Raw genomic sequence first — 17788 nt, 5'->3', positions numbered from 1 at the left:
GGCCGCGGCGAGAGGGGCGACGACCGGTCGCGCGGCGGTTTCCGCGACGACCGTGGCCCCCGCAACCGAGACGACCGCCGTTCCTTCGGCGGAGACCGTGACCGCGGCCGTGGCGGGTACCAGGGTTCACGTGACCAGGGCGGCGACCGCGGCCGTGGCGGTTACCAGGGTCGCGATGACCGTGGTGGCTACAAGGGTGCGCGCGACCAGGGCGGTGACCGTCGTTCCTTCGGCGGTGACCGCGACCGCGGCGGATACCAGGGTCGTGACGACCGTGGCGGTAGCCGGGGTCCGCGCGAGCAGCGCGATGACCGGAGCCGTGGTGGGTACCAGGGCCGTGACGACCGGAGCCGTGGCGGCTACCAGGGGTCGCGTGACCAGGGTGGCGACCGTCGTTCCTTCGGCGGTGACCGCGACCGTGGCGGGTACCAGGGTCGTGACGACCGTGGTGGTAGCCGGGGTCCGCGCGAGCAGCGCGATGACCGTGGTGGCTACAAGGGCGCGCGCGACCAGGGCGGCGACCGCGGCCGCGGCGGGTACCAGGGTCGTGACGACCGTGGCGGTTACCGGGGTCCGCGCGAGCAGCGCGACGACCGGAGCCGTGGTGGTTACCAGGGTCGTGATGACCGTGGTGGCTACAAGGGTGCGCGTGACCAGCGCGATGACCGGAGCCGTGGTGGTTACCAGGGGTCGCGTGACCAGGGTGGCGACCGCCGTTCCTTCGGGGGCGACCGCGACCGGCGCGACGACCGCGGCGGTAGCCGGGGTCCGCGTGAGCAGCGTGACGACCGGAGCCGTGGTGGTTACCAGGGTCGTGATGACCGTGGTGGCTACAAGGGTGCGCGCGACCAGGGCGGCGACCGCCGTTCTTCCGGCGGCGACCGTGACCGCGGCGGGTACCAGGGTCGTGACGACCGTGGCGGTAGCCGGGGTCCGCGCGAGCAGCGTGACGACCGCGGCCGTGGCGGTTACCAGGGTCGCGATGACCGTGGTGGCTACAAGGGTGCGCGCGACCAGGGCGGCGACCGCCGTTCTTCCGGCGGCGACCGCGACCGGCGCGACGACCGTCGTGCGGACGAGCGGCCGCACAAGCGCACCGCGGCTCCCACGGCCGGTGTCACGAAGGAGAGCCAGCTGTCCAAGGCGGCCCGCGAGCGCCTCAGCGCGCTGCGCGCCGACTACAACCCCAAGGACGAGGACCACCTGGGCGAGGACCGGGACTCCTACACCGACGTCCAGGGCGGTGTCCGCCTCCAGAAGGCCCTCGCCGCCGCCGGCGTGGCCAGCCGCCGCGCCAGCGAGGAGATGATCGCCGCCGGCCGCGTCTCCGTGGACGGTGAGGTCGTCCGCCGCTTCGGCGCGCGGGTGGACCCCGAGGCCTCGGAGATCCGTGTCGACGGCATGCGCGTCGTCACCGCTCCGGACAAGCTCTACTTCGCGCTCAACAAGCCGCGCGGCGTGGTCAGCACCATGTGGGACCCGGAGGGCCGTCCGACCCTGGCCGACTACACCGGCCAGACCGCGGAGCGCATCTTCCACGTCGGTCGTCTGGACACCGAGACCGAGGGTCTGATCCTGCTGACCAACGACGGTGAGCTGGCCAACCGCCTGACCCACCCGCGCTACAAGGTCGTCAAGACCTACGTGGCCATGGTGCCGGGCCCGGTTCCCCAGCGCGTGGTCCGTGAGGTCAACAAGGGCGTCGAGCTCGACGACGGTCCGGTCCAGGTCGACTCGTTCCGCATCGTCGACAACGACGCGCCCAAGGCCATGGTGGAGATCCGCCTGCACGAGGGGCGCAAGCACATCGTGCGCCGCCTGATGGAGGCCGTCGGCCACCCGGTCGCCGACCTCGCCCGCACCCAGGTCGGTCCCATCGACCTGAACGCCCTCCAGCAGGGCACCATGCGGGCGCTGACCTCGCGTGAGGTGGGCGAACTCTACGCGGCCGCGGGCCTGTAGATACAGTTGACGGCGGTCACCGCGCGGACTCCCTCCGTGGTGGTGGCCGCCGTTCCCTTTTTCCGGGCACGGCCGGACAGAGCAAGGATGAGGCGGGATCGAACGTGGCTGTACGGGCCATCCGCGGTGCGGTGCAGGTCGACGCGGACGAACGCGAGCAGGTGCTGGAGGCCACGGCCGAACTGGTCTCCGAGGTGATGCTCCGCAACCAGTTGGTCACCGACGACGTGATCAGCGTGCTGTTCACGGCCACCCCCGATCTGACCTCGGAGTTTCCGGCCCTGGCCGCCCGCAAGCTCGGCTTCTCCGACGTGCCGCTCATGTGCGCGAGCGAGATCGACGTGCCGCACGCCCTGCCCCGCGTGGTGCGCCTGATGGCCCACGTGGAGACCGACCGGCCGCGGTCGGAGGTCCAGCACGTCTACCTGCGCGGCGCGCAGGCGCTGCGGTTGGACATCGCGCAGTAGCGCGCGGGTCGTCCTCCCGGTCGAGGCCATACGCTGGGGGGACACACGCACGTCGGAGAGCGGGAGAGCAGTGGGTAACAGCATGGGCACCGACGAGACCGCGGACCACCGGCCGTCGCTGGGGCGGGTCGCGGTGGTCGGGACCGGGCTCATCGGCACGTCGATCGCGCTCGCCCTGCGCGCCCGCGGGGTCGAGGTGCTGCTGTCGGACCCGGACGCCGCGTCCGTGCGCCTGGCCCGCGACCTCGGCGCCGGGCAGGTCCTGGACGAGTCGGCCCAGGACCGCCCCGTCGACATCGCGGTCATCGCCGCGCCGCCCGCGGTCATCCCCGCGGTCCTGCGCGGCGCCCAGGACCGGGGCCTCGCGCACGTGTACACCGACGTGGCCAGTGTGAAGGCGAGTGTGCTCGCCGAGGCCGAGCGGCTCGGCTGCGACATGGCCACGTTCGTCCCCGGCCACCCCATGGGCGGCCGGGAGAAGCACGGGCCCGGGGCGGCCCGGGCGGACCTGTTCCTCGGGCGCTCGTGGGCGCTGTGCCCCACGGGCAAGGCGGGCCCGGAGACCGTCGCCGCCGTCGCCGAGCTGGCGAGGCTGTGCGGTGCGGACCCGCTGGTGCTGGAGGCCGAGGCGCACGACCGCGCGGTCGCGCTGGTCTCGCACGCGCCGCACGTGGCCTCCTCCGCGGTGGCCGCCCGGCTGCTGTCGGGGGACGACACCGCGCTGACCCTCGCCGGGCAGGGCGTGCGCGACGTGACGCGTGTCGCCGGCGGGGACCCGGCCATGTGGACCGAGATCCTCACGCACAACGCCGTCCCGGTCGCCGACGTCCTGCACGGGATGGCCGCCGACCTGGTCGCGACGGCCGACGCGCTGCACGCCCTGGCGCAAGCCGGCGAGGGTGGCGCGGACCGCGCCCTGGAACCGGTGCGCGACCTGCTCGCCCGTGGCCGCTCCGGCCAGGAGCGCCTGCCCGGCAAGCACGGCGGCGTCAAGCTGCCCGACTACACCGTCGTGCCCGTGGTCATCCCCGACGAGCCCGGCGTCCTGGGGCGCATGTTCGCCGTGGCGGCCGAGGCGGGGGTCAACATCGAGGACGTGCGCATCGAGCACACACCCGGCCTGCCGCTGGGCGTGGCCCAGTTGTTCGTGCTGCCCGCCGCCGTGGACCCGCTGGTGCGGGCGCTGTCGGACGACGGCTGGTCGGTGCACGCCGGGGCCTGAGGGTTCGGGGTTCGGGGCGTGCGCGGCCACGGGTAGGCTGGTGCGTCGGTAGGCGGTAACGGTAGCGGGGAGACATCGGCAGTGAGCGTGCAGGACGGCAACCAGGGCATCGTCATCGCGATCGACGGTCCCTCCGGGTCGGGCAAGTCGAGCACGGCCAAGGGCGTCGCCCGGGCGCGCGACCTGCGCTACCTGGACACCGGGGCCATGTACCGGGCCCTGACCTGGTGGATGCTGGACCAGGGGGTGGACGTCGATGACGCCGCCGCCGTGGCGGCCAACGTCGAGCGGCCCGTGATCGAGATGGGCACCGACCCCTCCGCGCCGACCGTGACCGTCGACGGCCGCGACGTGGCCGCCGAGATCCGCGGCAAGGACGTGACCGGCAGGGTCAGCGCCGTCTCGGCCGTGCCGGAGGCGCGTGCCCTGCTGGTGCGCACTCAGCGCGAGGTCATCGACGCGGCTCGGCGCGAGAGCGCCGGCATCGTGGTCGAGGGCCGTGACATCACGACCGTGGTCGCGCCGGAGGCGCCGGTCAAGCTGTTCCTGACCGCCAGCGCCGAGGCCCGTGCGATGCGGCGCAGCAAGGAGGTCCGCACCAGCGACGTCGCCGCCACGCAGGCCGACCTGGCCCGCCGTGACCGGCTGGACTCCAGCCGGGCGCACTCGCCGCTGACCCAGACCGCCGACGCCACCGAGCTCGACACGACGGGGCTGAGCCTGGACGAGGTCATCGGCCTGGTCGTCAAGCTGGCCGACGAGGCCCGCGGAGCCTAGCGGGCCCCGGGCCGGGACCACGTCCCGGAACGGGCAGCCGGGGGCGGGCGTGGTGGCCCGATCCAGATCCGGCGCCGGTCTTTCCGGTGTCGGCACCGGTAAGACCGGTCACATCACCCGTCCTGCCCCCTCTCGGGGGAACAGACGAACATCCGCGGGGGTTCCTTCCCCCGTGGCCAGTACACGGACGCCGACGGCGTCCGTGCGGTCCCTCCGCGCCGTTCGAGCGCGGACACCGACCATTCACGTTCTCGCGGCACGCATCCTGGGCGCGCGGGAACCTACGTACCGGGAGAGCAGTACATGAGTGACTTCGACATTTCCGACGTGGGCTTCGACGAGGAGGCGGACGGCGCGGGGCCGCCCGTGCCCGTCGTGGCCGTGGTCGGACGCCCCAACGTGGGCAAGTCCAGCCTCGTCAACCGCATCATCGGCCGTCGTGAGGCCGTGGTCGAGGACGTGCCGGGCGTGACCCGCGACCGGGTCGCCTACGACGCCGAGTGGCAGAACGCGAAGTTCACCCTCGTGGACACCGGCGGCTGGGAGACCAGCGTGACCGGACTGGCCGCCATGGTCGCGCGTCAGGCCGAGTACGCGGCGCAGACCGCCGACGTGATCCTGTTCGTGGTCGACGCGACCGTGGGCATCACCGATGCCGACGCGGCCGTGACGCGCGTCCTGCGCGCCACCAAGCGCCCGGTCGTGCTCGCCGCCAACAAGGTCGACGGGCAGATGCAGGAGTCCGACGCCCTCGACCTGTGGAACCTCGGGGTGGGCCAGCCCTTCGCCATCAGCGCCCTGCACGGGCGCGGCACGGGCGACATGCTCGACGCCGTCGTGGCCTCCTTCCCCGAGACCCCCGAGGGCTCGACCGATGACGACGACGAGGGCGGCCCGTCCCGGATCGCCCTGGTGGGACGCCCCAACGTGGGCAAGTCCAGCCTGCTGAACCGGCTCGCCGGTGAGGACCGGGTCGTCGTGGACTCGGTGGCCGGGACCACGCGCGACGCCGTCGACGAGCTGATCGAGCTCGGCGGCAAGACCTGGAAGTTCATCGACACCGCCGGTATCCGCCGCCGGTTCCGTGCCCTGCAGGGTGCCGACTACTACGCGACCATGCGTACCGGCACCGCCCTGGAGCGGGCCGAGGTGGCCGTGGTCCTGATCGACGTCAGCGAGCCGCTGGCGGAGCAGGACATCCGCGTGGTGGAGCAGGTCGTGGAGGCCGGGCGCGGCCTGGTGCTGGCGTTCAACAAGTGGGACATCCTCGACGAGGAACGCCGGATCTACCTGGAGAAGGAGATCGACCGCCAGCTGGCGCGGGTCGCCTGGGCTCCGCGGGTGAACATCTCCGCGCAGACCGGACGCCACATGGAGAAGCTCGTCCCGGCGATCGAGACGAGCCTGGCCGGGTGGCAGCAGCGCATCCCGACGGGCCAGCTCAACAACTGGCTCAAGGAGCTGGTGGCGGCCACCCCGCCGCCGGTGCGCGGTGGCAAGCAGCCCAAGATCCTGTTCGCGACGCAGGCGGGTGCGCGTCCGCCGCACTTCATCCTGTTCACGACGGGCTTCCTCGAGGAGAACTACCGCCGCTTCATCGAGCGCCGGCTGCGTGAGGACTTCGGGTTCGAGGGTTCGCCGCTGCACATCAGCATGCGCATCCGTGAGAAGAAGGGCGCGACCCCGGGGCGCGCCTCCAAGGGAAGCGTGCGTCCGGACCGCAAGCAGCGCGGCCGCCGCTGAACCGGATCGACGGCATGAAGTGGGGGCGTCTCCCGAGGGGAGGCGCCCCCGTCGTGTGTCCGGTGCCCGGCGGGTGGTCCGGCCGGTGCGGTCCGTGCCGCCGGGTTCCGCGGGCGGCCCCGGACCCGGCCCCGGACCCGGCCCTGGCCCCGGACCCGGCCCTGGCCCCGGACCCGGGCCTCGCCCCGGACCCGGGCCTCGGCGGTCAGCCGTCCGAAGGCAGGCGGCGGACGTTGCTCGGCCGGACGAAGGGCGCCCCGTCCCCGTCCCTGCGCGGGTAGGGGAGCCGGGTGGCGAGCCCGGGGTGGCGGTCGGGGACCGGGATGTGCGGTGCGCCCGGCAGCGGCTGCCCCGCGCTCTCCTTCATCCACCACACCACCACGAGGCCGACCGCGCCGGCGATCATGACCAGCCACGCCGGTGAGTACAGGTTGCCGGTCGACTGGACGAGCGACTCGGCGATCAGCGGTGTCGTGCCACCGAACAGCGCCACGGAGACGTTGAACCCGATCGCCAGGGCGCCGTAGCGGACCTTGGTGGGGAACAGCGCCGGGAGCGCGGCGGGCGCGCTGCCGGAGAAGTGCACGAGCGTGACGGCCATGACCAGCACACCGAGGGCGACCGCGACCAGGCTGCCGCGCTGGAGGAGCCAGAAGGCCGGCAGGGAGAGCGCGATGGAGAACAGGCACCCGGAGAGCAGGACGGGTCTGCGTCCCACGCGGTCGCTCAGCCGGCCGAAGAACGTGACCGCGACGAGCATGAACGCCATGGCGGTCAGCGTCATGACCAGCCCCAGGGCGCTGCTGTAGCCGAGTTCGGCGTTGAGGTAGGTGGGCAGGTAGGCCGTCACCATGTAGTTGTTCACGTTGAAGACCATGACCAGCCCGACGCACAGCAGCAGCGCGTGCCACTGGCCCACCACGGTCTCCCTGAACTGCCCCTCGCGCCGGCGCCCCGCGGTGTCCTTGCCGAACCCCTCCGTGTCCTGGGCGAAGACCGGGGTCTCCTCCAGCTTCAGCCGCAGGTACAGCCCGACCGCGCCCAGGGGCAGGGCGAGCAGGAAGGGCACGCGCCATCCCCACGCCGTCATGGCGTCCGGGCCCAGGAGCAGGGTCATGACGGTGACGATCGAGGCGCCCCCGACGTAGCCGCTGACCGTTCCGAACTCCAGCCAGGACGCGAGGAAGCCGCGACGGCGGTCGGGCGCGTACTCGGCGATGAAGGTCGTGGCCCCGCCGTACTCGCCGCCCGTGGAGAAGCCCTGGACCATGCGGGCGACGAGCAGCAGGATCGGCGCGGCGATGCCGATGGTGGCGGCCGAGGGGATGAGGCCGATGGAGAAGGTGCCGACCGCCATCAGGAGCATGGTGAAGGCCAGGACCTTCTTGCGGCCGACGCGGTCGCCGAGCGGGCCGAAGAACAGCCCGCCCAGGGGGCGCACGAGGAAGGCGGCGGCGAAGGTGGTGAAGGTCGCGATGAGCTGGACGCCCTGGGACTGCGACGGGTAGAACACCAGGCCGATGGTGACGGCGAGGTAGCTGTAGACGCCGAAGTCGTACCACTCGGTGGCGTTGCCGATGGCGGCCGCGGTGACCGCCTTGCGCGTGGTCCCGTGCTCGGTCACCAGCGTCGATGGCCGATGGTTCTGGTCGTCGCTCACGTCTCCCCCTCGCGATGTCACTCAGGGGAGATAGTTAATCACCATAAGTAAGAATATCGCGGACATCGTTCGTGTCGCGACGGAGGTAGCGTGACGGCACGTCGGAAGGGGAGAACGCATGCTCAAGGTGCTGGTGAGCGCCTGTCTGATGGGTCGGCGGGTCCGTTACGACGGGCAGGCCAAGACGGTCGAGGACAACGCCCTCGACCGCTGGAGGGCCGAGGGGCGGCTCGTGGTGCACTGCCCGGAGATCGCGGGCGGGCTGCCGGTGCCGCGTCCCCCGGCCGAGATCGAACCGGGCGCCGATGCCGACGCGGTCCTCGCCGGTCGGGCGCGCATCCTCACCCCGGACCGGGAGGACGTGAGCGACCACTTCGTCGCCGGAGCCCGCGCCGCGTCGGCGACCGCCCGGGCGCACGGTGTGGCCGTGGCGATCCTGAAGGAGTCCAGTCCCTCGTGCGGGTCGCTGGAGGTCTACGACGGTACGTTCGGGGGCCGCAAGGTGCCCGGGGCCGGGGTCACGGCGCGACTGCTCGCCGAGCAGGGGGTCGCCGTGTTCAACGAGAACCAGATCGCCGAAGCCGTCGCGCACCTGGAAGGCCTGGAGCGCCGGGAGGACTCGGAGTCCGGGGCGCGCGAGGACGCCGAGGGGCGTCGGGAGCGCTGAGGCGCCGCCGGCGGTGGCCCCGGGCGGGCGTGGTGGCACGCGTGGCGCCTGTCGCGGCGCCGGGCGGGTCCGTGGACGAATGTGGGGCGACGCGGGCGCACGGGGCGTCTGAGGCGGTCGGGGGCGCACCGGGCGGTCGGGCCGGCGGGACCGGTCGGCGGGCGCCGGATGCGGTGCCGGGGGCGCGTCGCCAGGGCGCCTGGCGCGGGTCGAAACTGGTGTGAGCGCCCTGGAATGTGCGGTAGAGTTTCACCTGTTGGCGGGGCCGGAGTCGGCACTCGCCCAGCGGCCGGGACGTAGCGCAGTTTGGTAGCGCACTTGACTGGGGGTCAAGGGGTCGTGGGTTCAAATCCCGCCGTCCCGACAGAGAAGCATCAGGTCAGCGAGGGGTTCGCCGTGAGGCGGGCCCCTTTCTGCGTCTCCGGTGGGGTGGTCGCGGCGAAGCCGGCTCCGCGGCGCGGCGCGGAGCCGTCGGGGGCCGGAACGGCCGGCCCGCCCCTGGGCGCCGATCGGCGAACACCTGGTGGCGGTGGGGTCCGTGCCCGGCATTAGGTATATGACGGCAAGATCTCGTATTGTCTCCTGTGCACCCGCCGACCCGATGGCACCACCACCCTGGTGCCGTGAGCAGCGTGAGCCGGCGCCGGGCCCCCTCCGCCCCGCCCCCTGTGGCTCCTCGCGTCTCGGCTCGCTCGCGGTACGACCCCTGGAGCTCGTATGAACCGGACCCCCGCCCTGCCCCCCGCCGATGCCTCGCGCCGCCGAGGAAGGCGTGCGGGCGCCCGAGTCCTGGCACTGGCGCTGGCCGCCGTGCTCGTCGCGCCCTCGGCGGTCCACGCCGAACCCGACCTGGACGACCTCGACCTCGACGAGCTCACCGAGCGGGCGGAGGACCTGGAGGAGTCCTACGACGGTGAGCTCCTGCAGTTCACCGAGATCAAGGAGCGCGCCGAACAGGCCGAGGAGGACTTGGAGGCGGCCGAGGAGGAACTCGACCGATCGCGGTCCAGCGTGGTCCACATCGCCGCCAGCCAGTACAAGAGCTCCGGCCTGAACCCCGCACTGGAGATGTTCTTCAGCTCCTCCCCGGAGCAGCTGTTCCAGGACGCGGCCGCGGTGGACCAGCTCGGCCGCACCCAGTCCGGCCAGATCTCCGAGCTGGTGGACCTGCAGGCGGAGCGGGAGGAGGCCGCGGAGACGGCCGCCGAGGACCTCGCCGAAGCCGAGGAGCTCATCGAGACGCTGGAGGAGCAGCGCGAGGAGGTCGAGGAGGCCATCGAGCGCTACAAGGACGAAGAGGTTCCCCCGGAGCCGGAGACCGGGTCCTCGGCCACCTCGGGCACCATCCCCGCCAGCGTCAAGGGGTGGGGATTCGACGGTGCGACGCCGCGCATGGCCGCGATCCGCGACGAGGTCATCCTCAACGTGGGCGTCCCCTACGAGGTCGGCTGCGCGCGCAGCAGTGCCGACGACCATGGCACGGGCCAGGCCTGCGACTTCATGGTGGCGGTGATCGGCTCCTACCCCAGCGAGGGGAACCGCGCCACCGGCAACGCCATCTCCCAGTACGCGATCGACAACGCCGGCCGTCTCGGCGTGAAGTACATCATCTGGGAGCAGCGGATCTGGCAGCCGACCACGGGGCAGTGGAAGCCGATGGGCGACCGTGGCAGCGCCACGGAGAACCACTACGACCACGTGCACATCTCGTCCTACTGACGCATCCGGGTCGCACGGTTCGCTGTGCCGTCGGCGCCGGCGATGGGAGAAGCGTATGGGCAGGGCGGCGGAACCGGGGCCGGGACGCCTGAGGGGTGCGATCGCGTGGACCGGGGCGGGGCTGCTCGTCGGCGCCCTGCTCCTGGTGGTCGGCACGGTGCTCCTGAACTGGGGCGCTCACGAGGGCGGATTGGTCTCGGAGGCCGGTTCCCGGTGGATCCTCTCGACTGTGATCGCGGGCCTGGCCCTCACCTTCGGCATCCGCTGGTACCGGAGACATCCCCGGGTCATCCAGGACGACCCCGGCGGTCCGGCGTACGCGGTCTGGATGTCCATCTTCACTCTGGCCGGGGCGGCGATCGCCTGGGCCGGATTCCCCACACAGGCCTTCGAGGCGACCGCGACGGACGGAGTGGCGTTCGACCCCTCGCCCGCGGCCGTCAACATGTGGATCGTGGCCGTGGCGGTCGCGTCGGGATGCCTGTGCATGCTGGTGTCCGTCCACTCGCCGAAACTCCGCCCCCGGAGACGCTCACTGCCCTTCGCCGCCGCGGGCGCCCTCACGGTGGTCCTGATCGCCGGTCTCACGGCGGTGGTCGTCTTCCCCCGGGAACCGCACACCGTCGCCACCGACCCGGGTGAGCCCGAGCCCGTCCCCGCCCGCGTCAGCCGCATCGGGTGGAGCTGGGAACCCCCGCTGGGCACGGAGATCCACGGAGTCCGTGCGGGCGCCCACGGCCCGATCGTCCTGATCACCGACGGGGCGGTCGCCCTGGACGGGACGACGGGCGAGGAGCTGTGGTCCTACCGGCGCCCCCTCGACCACGCGCGCAGGGTGGGAGCGGACGGCCGGGGCGTGTACGTGCGCTATGCCCCGGGGCCCGACACCGGGGAACGCGTCACGGTGACACTCGACGCCGTGACGGGGGAGATCCGTGACAGGGACCCGGATGTCGTCCCTCTGGCGGTCGAGGACCTCCTGCCGGCGGCCCCCGGGCGCGCCGACCGGTTGACGGACGCTCTGGGAGTCGGTCCGGACTGCTTCCCCTCCGAGGTCGAACGGTACGGCGACCACCTGGTGGGCCTACTCGGATGCGCCGAGGAGGACCGGGGGAGGGAGGAGAGGTTCGATGACCCCTTCACCTGGTCCGACACGGAGGTGCGGGTCGTGCTCGGAGCCATGGACCTGACCACCGGGGAGGAGGCGTGGCGGCAGGAGTGGACGGTGCGATCGCCCGGGGACTCCACACCCCACCTGGTCGATGTCAGGGCCGGACGGGAGGAACCGGTGGCCGTTCTGAGCCATGGACCCGACCAGGTCCTGTCTCTGCTCGACCCCGCCACCGGCGAGGAGGCGGTGGAGCTTCCGAGCGGGTTGTCCGACCAGTTGAGCACCAACGATCTGCACCGGTCCCTCGTCCAGGTCGACAGTGGGGGAGTGGTGTTCGTCGAGGAGGGTGAGGATGCTCTGAGCTTCCACCGGGCGAACGCCGCCGGGGAGACCACGGACACCGCGGTCGTGGACGGGATGCACGTCATCGTCCCTAGCAGGGCCGTCGTGCTCGACGACACGCTGCTCGTTCCGAAGGCTCAGTACGAGTCGAACGAGGACGCGGGTGTGGAGTCGACACGGGACGCCCTGTTCACGGCGTCCTTCGGCGAGACCGTTGACCGGGATTCGGCGCAGTGGATCACTCCGGGCGGCCCTCTGGTCGTGGACGTCGTCCCGGTCCCGGGCGCCGTCGTCGTGCTCACGGGCGGGGAACTCACGGGCTGGGAACGGGCCGACCGGCTCGACGGGCTGGTCCCCTGAAGCGTGAGCGGACCGGCGAAGAGGGGCGGGCCCTCGGCGGCGGGCGGTTCGGGCCACTCCGCGAATGCGATAAGGTTTTACCCGTTGGCGGGGCCGGAGACGGCACTCGCCCAGCGGCCGGGACGTAGCGCAGTTTGGTAGCGCACTTGACTGGGGGTCAAGGGGTCGTGGGTTCAAATCCCGCCGTCCCGACAGAGGAATAGTAGGTCACGAAGGGGCTCGCCGGATGGCGGGCCCCTTTCTGCGTCTCCGATGGGGTGCAGGTGGGGTCGACCCGGGGCCGGGTGGGACTGCTCGGGGGCGTGCCGGGATCGTGGCGTACGCGGGGCGTGAGCGAAGAGCAGCGAGCCCTGCCGCTGGTGAGCGGCGGGGCTCAGAGACGCTTCAGGGTCAGGGCTTCCAGTTCACGGCGCGTTCCACGACGTAGGGCTCCAGCTTGCTCACGGTCGCTCCGCACGTGTGGTGGCGCTGGATCTCGACCAGGGCCGAAGCGATCAGGATCGCGCTGCGGCGGGCATCGGCCTCGGTGTCTCCGGTGGGGATGACCCGGCGCACGTGGTGGCACTGGGCGCCGCCCACGTCGTGGACGAGTCCGACCACGTAGGTGCGTGCCAGACGCCGAAGCGCGACCACACGGGGGATGGGCTGCCGGAACCGGCAGCGGACCCGCGTGCCCTCGGAGTCTGTGGCTTCGGCCTGGAAGGTGATGGACCTCCAGTCCTCGGCGATTTGGGTCACCTTGGCGTCCATGGATCGTGCCCATGATTCGAGCACCGCGCGGTTCTTGGCGGTGAACGTGGTGGTGTCGCTCATCGCTCCTCCCGCATCGCCAGGTAGTAGCGGGTGAGAGCGGCGAGTTCGTCGAACTCACCGGGCTGGTGCTGCGTACGCGAGACGCGAGTCAGCGCATCCACACTATGACGCTGATGGGTTGAGTGGGGCGTTCGGCGGGCGAGGGGCGGAGGCGTTCCGCGACGGTGGTGTCGTCCCTGCGGACCGGGCAATGGTCGTGTCAGCATCGCCCAGAAACGGGCGATAGTGTGCGTCATGTCAGCGCTCCTGGTAAGCGTTGGCCGTGCCCCCGGACGCCTCATCCGCGTCGCGGGGGTCGATTCGTTGCCTGACGCTAGGCCGCCGGACATGACTCAGGGGGCACAAAGTGTGCCCCCTGCCGTCGATTGGTGGCTACGCGAGAATGCCGATTTTGTCAGCCAGTGTGTTCGCTTGCTCTCGCCGTTCTCGTTGCCGGGAATCCATCTCTTCGAGAATTATGCGACGTGCGTACCCGTTGTACCTGATCGTTTCCGGCGCTGCCTCGTGTGCCTCAGCCAGAACGCGAAGGGCTTCGTCCGGTTGGGAGTCCAGGTAGAAAGCACGTGCCCTTTCGATCTGGTGCCGTGCCCGTCGGGGGCGCGACGGGATGACGTCCGACGCCGTTCGTCCGGCCTGGCGTACGCTCTCGCCGCCATTGCGTAGTTCGACCGCCACGGTGACAGCGTGGGCACCCATGATCGCCTGGGAGAACGATGTCACCGGGTGGTAGTAGGAGCCGGGGAGCCGGTCAGCGACCTGTTGCGCGGTGTCCCAGTGCCGCCATGCGTTTCCGGTCTCGCCGCGCCGTGCGGCGGTGTACCCGGCTTCGAACTGCAAGGCACCCCAGATAGCGAGAACGTCATCTGTGCCGTCCGCGAGGTTGCCGCTCAACTGCCGTGTGGTGTTCGTGGTGACCACGTCGGCCGCATCCCAGTCGCCGGCGTCTCGGTGAGCTTGGGCCATCAGCCAGGCGGAGACGCCCAACGCATGAGGGTCGCCCGATTCCTGGGCAGCGACCACACTGCGCTCGCACACACGCCATAGGAGGCTCTGTGCGGGCTGGTAGGCGATGAAGAACTGTGCGAGCGCGTACACCTCGGAGAGCACCGCCTGGGCCGCACGCCGTGTCGGTCCGTCATCCGCTTGATGCACGGCGAGCTGTGCGTCCTCGATCAGCCCGGGAAGCAGTCCGCCCAACACCTCACGGTGGTTGGGCGCGGAGTGTCGTGCGCTCCATGCCCGCGACAAACGGGCCTTGAGGTGGGCGACCGGAGGAGCGGGACGCGAGGTGACCATGGGGAACGCGTTGATCGCCGTTCGCACGGCCGGAAGGTGAGCGTGCCCGGGGCCGGTGAACAGCTCGACAGGGACGGACTGCTCACCTGTCAGTTCCGAGAGGTCGCGTATACGCAGGGCCTCCGCAAGCCTGAGCAGGATGGGTAGCTTGGGGGTCCCCAACCGTCCGTTCTCCAGCGCCTTCACCCACGACGCGGACCGTCCGACCAGGCCACCCAGGACCTCGCGGGTCATGCCCCGTCTGGTGCGGTTGAGCTTGAGCCGTGTACCGAAAGGGACCTCGATCTCGTGCGGGTCCGGAGTGCCGTCGAGGGGCATGGCGCCGTCCTTCCCTGGTCAAGTCGCGATTCCAGGCTACGGCTCAGACCCCAGATGGGACAGGGCTTCCCTGGAGATCCCCCAGAGGGAAGCCTCCTTGTCTCGGGTAGCCAGAAGTCGAGGCACAGCCCGGTCTGTCGGGTGGTCGGGACTCACTCACTGGGGTGGTCCGTATGACTGGCCGGGGTCTGCGCATGCCTTCGACCAGGTCAGGTGAGGTGCCAGCCTGGCCAGTACTTCACCCGACATGTGGCGGGGTCCCTGTAGAAAATTGTCGGTTGGTCGAGTGAAAGTTCTGCCATCATGGCACCTCAAGGAAAGTTCTAAGTATTCTCATGCATTAGGGTTGTTAAAGAAGGAGCGCCTTGACTCCAATGGTCATTGAATTGCTTAAATTGCTTCTTGATTATGCGCATCATATTTAATAGTGCTTGAATAGGTTGATCGAGGGGATTATGGGTGACTCCTGGAAGAATAATAGGTTGGTTCTAGATATCCAGGAAATGATTGCGCTTCATCGCAAAGGAGGCATTCCACAGTTGAATGAGCGTATTTTTATCACTTCCACCACTGCTCGAGAATTGTTCTTCCTGAAAGATAGGGGGAGCGCTAAATATAATTATTGGATACCGGAACCGCATATTTCCGAATCGCTCTTGGGGGAGGGTGGTATGGTGGCTCTTCGATACTTCAGGGAGGCCTACGCCCGGAGGTCTAGGCAAGATCGGGATCGAGTTCACTTCTATTTCGGGACGGACTACCCTCCCGTTATCGAATCGGGTCATCGTTCTGTGGCGTTCCTTGTTAATGCTAATGCCTCCCGCGTCATTAAAGAGTGCGCTAAGCCCCTTGGCCGCGAGAGGCGGAGAATTGTCAAGAGTCGGATTGATTTTCTCTCCGCAGCGTCCGTGGAGTGCATACCTTTGGTTGATAGGTCCGCTGGGTTGGCGCTTCCGTTATTTCATGAGTTTGCAAAAAGGTATACCCTAAAGGCGGACTTTCAAAATTCCTTGAATGATATCCTGGTGTTGGCTTTGTCACAGTATCACTCACTTCCAATGAAGACCAGGGACAAGGTCTTGGCTGATTTTGCCCAGGAGGTTCTTGGTGCTGCTATTGAATTAAATTCTTCCGCTTTGAAGATATCTCCAAGGAATCTGGGTGGGGATCGAAGTCGTTTTTTTGAATCAAAGGGATATATTAATAAGGGTTGGAGAGTCTCTAGGTCTTGGCGTTAGGGTTTGTGAACCTGTGATTCCTCTGACAGTGGAGGTGTAGGAAAGGTCAAGGAGGGATGCCCTCCTAGACCTTTCCTATCCACTGGCGGCCGGGGCTCGCATCTTGGCCTGGGGGTTCGTGTTATTCAGCGACCGCCTCCGACCGCTGGCTGTCATGTCGTGCGTGACTGTGTGTCATAGGACCGTGGGGGCGCTCACCTCTGTGAGTGTCCTGCTCACATGCTCGGAAGGCAGGATTGGAGGGGGTGCCCGCCTACGGTCGAGCTTCATCTCGCCATCTTGCGTTCGCCTTCGAAGCGCGCGGTGTGGATGTCGTTCTGGCTGATCAGGGTCTTCTGTCGTACTGGGTCTCTAAGCTCCCCTCATGACCAAAAAACGGAAGAAACTCGGCAAGCGTCCCGTGCGTTCGGCCCAGAAGTCCATCCTTTTGTTCCATGATATGAGGGTGGAAGAAGATTTCGAGCTATGTGCTCAGCGGATGTTCGAAGTTGTTCGAGGGGCTGCGCGCAGATTTCCTGGTCGGCCCAGGCGCATGATATTGACTGTTCAAGGGCATCGCAACGATCTTGGTGCTTTCGACCATGACGCCTTTGAAATCATGCAGGAGTTCGGTTCTGGATTCCTGCTGTGCTACCTGACCGAGTTCACGCACCCGTATTTCACCTTGAAGAATAATCGGAAGCAGCGGGAGGACATTCCGGATGTGTTGGAAATAACGCCGCCGGAGGATGGCAGCGGGAGTTCATTTGACTATTGGGGTTTTGCGCGCAGGCAGAGAGAATTCATCTCCGATCCGCGATCCTCGCGTCCCACTCTTAGGGCGATCGCTGACTACTTGGGTAGGGATACCTCTTGTCAGATCTGTTGGAGGAAGCCCGTAGAGAGGGCGCATGCCGTTCCCGAATCCCTAGGGGGATCCAATGATGTGCGTAACTTTGCTTTGCTCTGCACTTACCACCATCGGGAGGCGCCAGATATAGCTGACGCTGAAGCTTTCTGGAGGTGGATCGACTACGTATACGACAGGGATGCGCATATGCGACCTGAGGTCGGGATTCCTGGATTCGTCTTCGAGGCCTCACCATGGAACGAGCTTATAGGAGTGGATGATGAGGGCAAACCTGGCACAGAAACGGACGAAAATCTGTTCCGCCGAAAACTGAGAATCGAATTGACGCACCTGTACGGTTGGGGTCCGGAGGAATTCTCCCGGCTGGAGTCGATCGGGATCGATCAGGAGTTCCATCGGGTGCGGCGTGGAGCCACAGGGCGGCATCGAGGGGTCGGCCGAAAGGTGTCCACCTATGCCTGGGCATATAACACGGCCTTGGTTCGATTTAGGGAAATCGAGAAGATTAAAGAGGAGCGCGCATCTGAGAAATAGTCATGTGGGTTGGGTGGAAATGCTCGGTTTCGCGTGATCTCTGCCTGCCTGTGGGGCAGGTCGTTCCTTGTCTGACCATGCTGACGGGTGAGCGGAGCCGTCTTGGTATGTGCTGCGATGGGAGAGAGCTGGAGTGCCTTTGGTGGGGTGAAGGTGGGGTTGGGGGAGGGGCGCCCGTGGGCGCCCCTCGGTGACCGTTCCCGTCGTCTGGTGGCCTGGACTGGCGTCCTGGCCTACGGGTTTGTGTCGTCTGGTGACCTCCGATGACCCCTGGTGGCCACGGTGAGCGTGACTGGGGGTCAAGGGGTCGTGGGTTCAAATCCCGCCGTCCCGACAGAGAATTAGCAGGTCATAGAGGGGTCCGCCGGATGGCGGGCCCTTTTCTGCGTGCTCGTAGCGGGGAACGGCGCTCGGGCCGCGGGGGCGTAAAGCCCTCCCGCGGCCCGAGGCGTTGCGGTCGTGGTGGTCAGCTGCGGCCGAGGACGGCCTCGTCGAGGATGGTCCCTCCCAGGCTCCAACCGCCGTCGGCGACCTCTTCGAGGATCACGAGCGTGGTCGACCGCGCCCGTTCGCCGTACACGTCGGCGAACGCGTCGGTGACGGCGTCCTGGAGCTTCTTCTTCGATTCCGGTGTGAGGGTGTCGGCGGGCACTTTGAGGTTGGCGAACGGCATGGTGGTCCCTTTCGGGGAAGGTGGGCAGTACGGGTG

The 17788-nt window shown here is 68.7% G+C and carries 14 protein-coding genes and 2 tRNA genes; 11 read left to right on the top strand and 5 right to left on the bottom strand.

The window, feature by feature from the left end; genetic code table 11:
* Nucleotides 1-126: 126 nt before the first annotated feature.
* Entirely contained in the window at nt 127-1089 is a 963-nt protein-coding gene (locus tag DFP74_RS35260; RefSeq protein ID WP_370013534.1) for a hypothetical protein, read from the bottom strand.
* A 45-nt stretch (nt 1090-1134) separates the two neighbouring features.
* Between DFP74_RS35260 and DFP74_RS35255 the strand changes: the two genes are divergently transcribed.
* The 5 genes from DFP74_RS35255 to der all read left to right on the top strand — a co-directional run bounded on the left by DFP74_RS35255 (nt 1135) and on the right by der (nt 6171).
* A complete protein-coding gene (locus DFP74_RS35255; protein ID WP_370013528.1) occupies nt 1135-1962 on the top strand; it encodes a pseudouridine synthase in 828 nt (275 codons plus the stop codon).
* A gap of 104 nt (nt 1963-2066) precedes the next feature.
* Nucleotides 2067-2429 (top strand): chorismate mutase, encoded by a 363-nt coding sequence (gene aroH / locus DFP74_RS27190; RefSeq protein ID WP_121186010.1) that lies wholly within the window; start codon nt 2067-2069, stop codon nt 2427-2429.
* 82 nt (nt 2430-2511) lie between these two features.
* A complete protein-coding gene (locus DFP74_RS27185; RefSeq protein WP_121186008.1) occupies nt 2512-3651 on the top strand; it encodes a prephenate dehydrogenase in 1140 nt (379 codons plus the stop codon).
* Nucleotides 3652-3732: 81 nt separating this feature from the next.
* Nucleotides 3733-4428, top strand: coding sequence for a (d)CMP kinase (gene cmk, locus DFP74_RS27180; RefSeq protein ID WP_121186006.1), 696 nt, complete (start codon nt 3733-3735; stop codon nt 4426-4428).
* A gap of 303 nt (nt 4429-4731) precedes the next feature.
* The gene (gene der / locus DFP74_RS27175) at nt 4732-6171 is read left to right on the top strand and encodes a ribosome biogenesis GTPase Der (RefSeq protein WP_121186004.1); all 1440 of its coding nucleotides are present in this window, start codon (nt 4732-4734) and stop codon (nt 6169-6171) included.
* 205 nt (nt 6172-6376) lie between these two features.
* On the opposite strand, the gene DFP74_RS27170 is transcribed toward der, so the two are convergent.
* Nucleotides 6377-7831 carry an MFS transporter gene (locus DFP74_RS27170; protein ID WP_121186002.1) on the bottom strand — a complete coding sequence of 485 codons (1455 nt, stop codon included), beginning with the start codon at nt 7829-7831 and terminating at the stop codon, nt 6377-6379.
* Nucleotides 7832-7949: 118 nt separating this feature from the next.
* On the opposite strand from DFP74_RS27170, the gene DFP74_RS27165 reads away from it, so the two are divergent.
* The 5 genes from DFP74_RS27165 to DFP74_RS27145 all read left to right on the top strand — a co-directional run bounded on the left by DFP74_RS27165 (nt 7950) and on the right by DFP74_RS27145 (nt 12222).
* Nucleotides 7950-8498 carry a DUF523 domain-containing protein gene (locus DFP74_RS27165; protein ID WP_121186000.1) on the top strand — a complete coding sequence of 183 codons (549 nt, stop codon included), beginning with the start codon at nt 7950-7952 and terminating at the stop codon, nt 8496-8498.
* A 290-nt stretch (nt 8499-8788) separates the two neighbouring features.
* Nucleotides 8789-8862, top strand: a tRNA-Pro gene (locus DFP74_RS27160).
* A gap of 353 nt (nt 8863-9215) precedes the next feature.
* Nucleotides 9216-10217, top strand: coding sequence for a hypothetical protein (locus DFP74_RS27155; RefSeq protein ID WP_121185998.1), 1002 nt, complete (start codon nt 9216-9218; stop codon nt 10215-10217).
* A 55-nt stretch (nt 10218-10272) separates the two neighbouring features.
* Complete coding sequence (locus DFP74_RS27150; protein ID WP_121185996.1) at nt 10273-12030, top strand: PQQ-binding-like beta-propeller repeat protein; 1758 nt, start codon at nt 10273-10275, stop codon at nt 12028-12030.
* Between the two features lie 118 nt (nt 12031-12148).
* Nucleotides 12149-12222: transfer RNA gene (locus DFP74_RS27145), tRNA-Pro, on the top strand.
* A gap of 198 nt (nt 12223-12420) precedes the next feature.
* Here the strand turns inward: DFP74_RS27145 and DFP74_RS27140 are convergent.
* Nucleotides 12421-12843, bottom strand: a complete 423-nt coding sequence (locus DFP74_RS27140; protein WP_199725796.1) for a hypothetical protein — start codon at nt 12841-12843, stop codon at nt 12421-12423.
* 372 nt (nt 12844-13215) lie between these two features.
* Nucleotides 13216-14457 carry a helix-turn-helix domain-containing protein gene (locus DFP74_RS27135; protein WP_121185994.1) on the bottom strand — a complete coding sequence of 414 codons (1242 nt, stop codon included), beginning with the start codon at nt 14455-14457 and terminating at the stop codon, nt 13216-13218.
* A gap of 1602 nt (nt 14458-16059) precedes the next feature.
* Here DFP74_RS27135 and DFP74_RS34025 point away from each other — a divergent pair.
* Nucleotides 16060-17079, top strand: a complete 1020-nt coding sequence (locus DFP74_RS34025) for an HNH endonuclease signature motif containing protein (protein WP_199725795.1) — start codon at nt 16060-16062, stop codon at nt 17077-17079.
* Between the two features lie 466 nt (nt 17080-17545).
* Here the strand turns inward: DFP74_RS34025 and DFP74_RS27125 are convergent, their stop codons facing one another.
* Nucleotides 17546-17752 carry a tautomerase family protein gene (locus DFP74_RS27125; RefSeq protein WP_121185990.1) on the bottom strand — a complete coding sequence of 69 codons (207 nt, stop codon included), beginning with the start codon at nt 17750-17752 and terminating at the stop codon, nt 17546-17548.
* Between the last annotated feature and the right edge of the window lie 36 nt (nt 17753-17788).

The sequence above is a fragment of the Nocardiopsis sp. Huas11 genome (assembly GCF_003634495.1).
Taxonomy (GTDB): Bacteria; Actinomycetota; Actinomycetes; order Streptosporangiales; family Streptosporangiaceae; genus Nocardiopsis.
Note: the sequence above shows the minus strand (reverse complement) of the source record. Positions and strands in the feature narration are given on the sequence as shown.